This window comes from Nocardia mexicana NBRC 108244 (assembly GCF_001613165.1).
In the GTDB taxonomy this organism is placed as follows: domain Bacteria; phylum Actinomycetota; class Actinomycetes; order Mycobacteriales; family Mycobacteriaceae; genus Nocardia; species Nocardia mexicana.
This window is the reverse complement of the sequence record NZ_BDBV01000164.1, coordinates 1-3,886: the sequence shown is the minus strand read 5'-3', so window position 1 is coordinate 3,886 and position 3,886 is coordinate 1. Positions and strand designations below refer to the sequence as shown.

Below are 3,886 nucleotides of genomic sequence, written 5' to 3'. Positions count from 1 at the left end.
CGGGGCCGCCATGACCCCCCTGCCCGGCATCTCCGCCCACGTCGTCGACGAAGAGGGCAACCCGGTCGAGACGAAAAGAAACGAGGCAGCGTCTTCGGACCGCTCCGCAAACTCTGCGGTCGTCGGATACCTGGTCCTCGACCAGCCGTGGCCGTCGATGCTGCGCGGCATCTGGGGCGACCCGGACCGCTACCGCGAGACCTACTGGGCCCGCTACTCCGCGCAGGGCTGGTACTTCGCGGGTGACGGCGCGAAGCTCGACGCCGACGGGGATCTGTGGGTCCTCGGCCGCGTCGACGACGTCATGAACGTCTCCGGCCACCGCATCTCCACCGCCGAAGTCGAGTCGGCACTCGTCGGCCACCACGGCGTCGCCGAAGCCGCGGTCGTGGGCGCCAGCGACGACACGACCGGCCAGGGCATCGTCGCGTTCGTCATCCTCACCGGCGAGGCGAGGAACACCGGGCAGGATGTGGTCAACGAGCTGAAAGCCGAAGTCTCCCGCGAGATCTCCCCCATCGCCCGCCCCCGCGAAATCCACATCGTCCCCGAACTCCCCAAAACCCGCTCCGGCAAAATCATGCGCCGCCTCCTGCGCGACGTCGCCGAAGGCCGCGAACTCGGCGACACCTCCACCCTCGTAGACCCCAACGTCTTCGAAGCCATCCGCGCCCGCAAAACCAACTGGTAAGCAACACAAGCGATCAGTCTCGGAGGACAACAAGAGGGCGATCCGGCGCGCAGACCGCTTGCGGACCCGCTGGAGTCGTACTCCGCCAACTGCCTGAAGCACGTGTGGAACTACCAGGCGTACGCCGCATGGTTCACCGACCTCATGCACGACGCGGGAGACGTCTCTTACCACGGCGAGTTCCGGCGCCGCGTCGCGCGCGCCGAGTTCGAGCGCCTATACGACTCCGAGACCGCCGAACGGCACTCCGGCGAGTTCCTCACGGGCCTGAACCGAGCCTGCTCTTCTGGCTGAGAGGGCGGGAATTGCATGGGTTTCGAGAACGTCGCCGATCACCATGGGCGTACCACCGATGCTCCGCCGGGAATCACGGACACCCCGCCCCCTGGCGCTGGTCATGGGTTACGCGCTGTGGCGCGGTAGCGGCCCGGTGTCTGGCCGACGAGGTTGGTGAAGGCGTCGATGAAGCTGCTCGGGTTCGCCCAGCCCAGCCGTATCGCGGTGTCGGTGACCGAGGTGCCTTCGGAGAGTTCGATCAGTGCCCGCTGAATCCGCAGCAGCGTGCGCCAATGCTGGAAGGTCATCGATAGCTCGCTGCTGAACAGCCGGCTGAGAGTGCGTTCGCTCGAACCGGTTCGGTGCCCCAACTCCGCCAGCGTCGCCGGGCTGCCCGGGTCGGCGTGCAGCAGATCGGTTACTGCCTCGAGGCGCGTGTCGCGCGGTTCCGGAAGGCGTAGTGGTTCTTTCGCGGCGCGAGCGAGTTCCGTGACGACGACCTCGAGCAGCAGTCGGGCGCGGGGGCTGTCGGCGGGTTCGCGGTCGCCGGTCATAGCCAGGTATGCCTCGCGTACGAGCGCGCTGGCCACGAACACCGACGGCTCCCTCGGTAGCTGCTCGGCCAGTGCCGCCGGGACCCCGAGCACTCGGATATCGGTCTGACCGTGCGAGCGACTGCTGTGTACGGAGAATGGCGGCACCCAGGTCATGCGGTTCGCCGGCGCCACCCAGGAGCCGACCTCGGTCGCCGTGACCAGCGCTCCGGAAGCGGCATACCTGAGCTGCCCGAAGTCATGGAAGTGCGGAGGGACCTCCGCGCCGTGGGCCAAGGGTTCGCAGACCGGCGGATCGTCGGTCCAGAACACCGGCTGGGGCGCAAGTTCGGTCATCAGCACCCACTCTATGCGGCGCCGCGGATGCTGGCGGATTATCAGGATTTTCTGGCGTGACACCGGTGGTACGCCAGTCTTCTGGCGTTCATCGTGGAGAGATGCGAGTTATCACCCAGCACATACTCGGGGGCCCGGAGGTTCTCACGCTCGCGGAAGCGCCCACGCCTCGCCCCCTGCCGACCGAAGTCCTCGTCCGCGTCGAGGCAATCGGGTTGAATCCGCTCGAACCGCGCCTGCGGGCCGGTGAATTCCCGCTGCTCGGCAGGCCGCCGTTCATCCTCGGCTGGGATATCAGCGGCGTGGTCGAGACGGCGCAGACGTGGCGCCTGCGGCCGGGCGACGAGGTGTTCGGGATGCCGCTGTTCCCCCGGGCCGCCAGCGCGTACGCCGAGTTCGTGGCGGCACCCGCCCTGCACCTGGTGCGCAAGCCTGCCTCGCTCTCGCATGTCGAGGCGGCGGCGTTGCCGGTCGTCGGGCTGACCGCATGGCAGGGCCTGGTCGACCTCGGTGGCGTCACCGAGGGCACCCGCATCCTGGTCCACGCCGGTGGCGGCGGGGTCGGTCATGTGGCGATCCAGATCGCGAAATCGCTTGGCGCGCACGTGATCACCACTGCCAGCCGAAGCAAGCGGGAGTTCGTCGAGGAACTCGGCGCCGACGAGGTCATCGATTACACGGCGGTCGACTTCACCGACGTCGTCGGCGATATCGACGTCGTGCTCGACACGCTCGGCGGCGATACCGCCGCCCGCTCGCTCGAGGTACTCCGCCCAGGCGGCCACCTCGTGACCGCGGTCGCCGACGAGGACGCGGACCTCATCGCGAAGTTTGACGCGGCCGGCAAGCGATTCAGCGGCGTCGCGGTCGACCCCGACCCGGTGGCCCTGCGAGGACTCGTCGACCTCGTCGAACAGGGCAAGCTCCAGGTCCACGTGCAGGCGACCTACCCCTTCGAGCAGATCGCCGCCGCACACCGCCTGATCGAGAGTGGCCATCTCCAGGGCAAGGTCGTCCTCACCACCTGATGGGCCGGCACACAGTCGAACTCAGAGATCGAGGGAAGTCCAGCCATCGCGCGAAGGACGAGCGGGCGCGGTTCCCAATAAGACGATTATGGTGGGCCTAACACTAATCAACCCGAACCAAACCGTGCTGGTCAACGGCCCCGAAAACATCATCCGCCCCGTCGACACCACCAACGACAACCACACCCCCAAACGGCCACAACACCACCCCAGCAGCGCCAAACCCCGCGCACTGAAGCGGCGGCTCACCGATACCGACCGCGCCAACATCATCAGTGCATACCACGCGGGCGCCAGCATGAACCAGCTCACCACCGACTGGCAACTGGCCAAAAGCAGCATCCTGTCCATCCTCCGCACCGGCGGAGCCACCATCCGCAAACAACGCCGACTCACCGACACCGAAATCGACCACGCCATCACCAGCCGCAAACAAGGCGACTCCTTCACCCGCATCGGCCAACGCCTCGGCATCCCGGAATCCACCATCCGCGGCACCCTTCAACGCCACGGCATCAACCGCCGCGAAAACCAAGGGCGACCACGATGATCCGAGCGTCGATTCGTATGCCAACGGCAACTGGAGACGGCGCGGCGCCAGTCATCCCTTCGGTCGGGGCAGCTACGTTGGTGAATTCCGATGACGGGTATCGGCGAATTATGGCGTCAGGATCCCAGGACTGAGATCCGCTGGCATCGGCGGAATCTGACGGCATCTGCGAGCGTCCCCGACGGCATCTGCGTCTCCGAACGCACGCTCATGCCGATTTTCAGTGCATTTCAGGTCGGTTGCCGCCTCTACGGCATCATCCGCAAAATCCAACGCGCACTGGCCTTTTGGATCGGTACCTGCCCACTCTGCCACCACAGCTTCCCGACCTGACAAAGTACTATTAGTGGTCTGCGCCAAGGTAGTCAGAGCGAGACACCTGGCTTGGCTGGAGCAGGGACATCTACAGCGCATCACCGCACTCCGCAACGGCCGCTTCCGAACCGCATCG

6 protein-coding genes are annotated in these 3,886 nt (G+C 66.4%); 5 read left to right on the top strand and 1 reads right to left on the bottom strand.

Annotated elements, in window-relative coordinates:
• Together NM1_RS40530 and NM1_RS40525 are read left to right on the top strand one after the other, a co-directional pair.
• Nucleotides 1-691 (top strand): AMP-binding enzyme (locus NM1_RS40530; protein WP_157124132.1); only part of this gene is annotated, 691 nt, incomplete at its 5' end.
• A gap of 102 nt (nucleotides 692-793) precedes the next feature.
• Nucleotides 794-985: a hypothetical protein gene (locus NM1_RS40525; RefSeq protein WP_068033116.1), complete on the top strand. Its 192-nt coding sequence runs from the start codon at nucleotides 794-796 to the stop codon at nucleotides 983-985.
• A 101-nt stretch (nucleotides 986-1,086) separates the two neighbouring features.
• Here the strand turns inward: NM1_RS40525 and NM1_RS40520 are convergent, their stop codons facing one another.
• Nucleotides 1,087-1,857: an AraC family transcriptional regulator gene (locus tag NM1_RS40520; protein WP_068033120.1), complete on the bottom strand. Its 771-nt coding sequence runs from the start codon at nucleotides 1,855-1,857 to the stop codon at nucleotides 1,087-1,089.
• Nucleotides 1,858-1,958: 101 nt separating this feature from the next.
• Here NM1_RS40520 and NM1_RS40515 point away from each other — a divergent pair, with 101 nt between their 5' ends.
• The 3 genes from NM1_RS40515 to NM1_RS42870 all read left to right on the top strand — a co-directional run bounded on the left by NM1_RS40515 (nucleotide 1,959) and on the right by NM1_RS42870 (nucleotide 3,768).
• A complete protein-coding gene (locus tag NM1_RS40515; protein ID WP_068033114.1) occupies nucleotides 1,959-2,885 on the top strand; it encodes an NADP-dependent oxidoreductase in 927 nt (308 codons plus the stop codon).
• A 124-nt stretch (nucleotides 2,886-3,009) separates the two neighbouring features.
• Nucleotides 3,010-3,435 carry a hypothetical protein gene (locus NM1_RS40510; protein ID WP_068033112.1) on the top strand — a complete coding sequence of 142 codons (426 nt, stop codon included), beginning with the start codon at nucleotides 3,010-3,012 and terminating at the stop codon, nucleotides 3,433-3,435.
• Nucleotides 3,436-3,525: 90 nt separating this feature from the next.
• Nucleotides 3,526-3,768, top strand: a complete 243-nt coding sequence (locus tag NM1_RS42870) for a hypothetical protein (RefSeq protein WP_147289114.1) — start codon at nucleotides 3,526-3,528, stop codon at nucleotides 3,766-3,768.
• Nucleotides 3,769-3,886 lie beyond the last annotated feature (118 nt).

Coding starts and splice junctions, on each gene's coding strand:
- NM1_RS40515 (WP_068033114.1), top strand. CDS start 1,959: ATGCGAGTTATCACCCAGCACATACTCGGGGGCCCGGAGGTTCTCACG.
- NM1_RS42870 (WP_147289114.1), top strand. CDS start 3,526: ATGACGGGTATCGGCGAATTATGGCGTCAGGATCCCAGGACTGAGATC.
- NM1_RS40520 (WP_068033120.1), bottom strand. CDS start 1,857: ATGACCGAACTTGCGCCCCAGCCGGTGTTCTGGACCGACGATCCGCCG.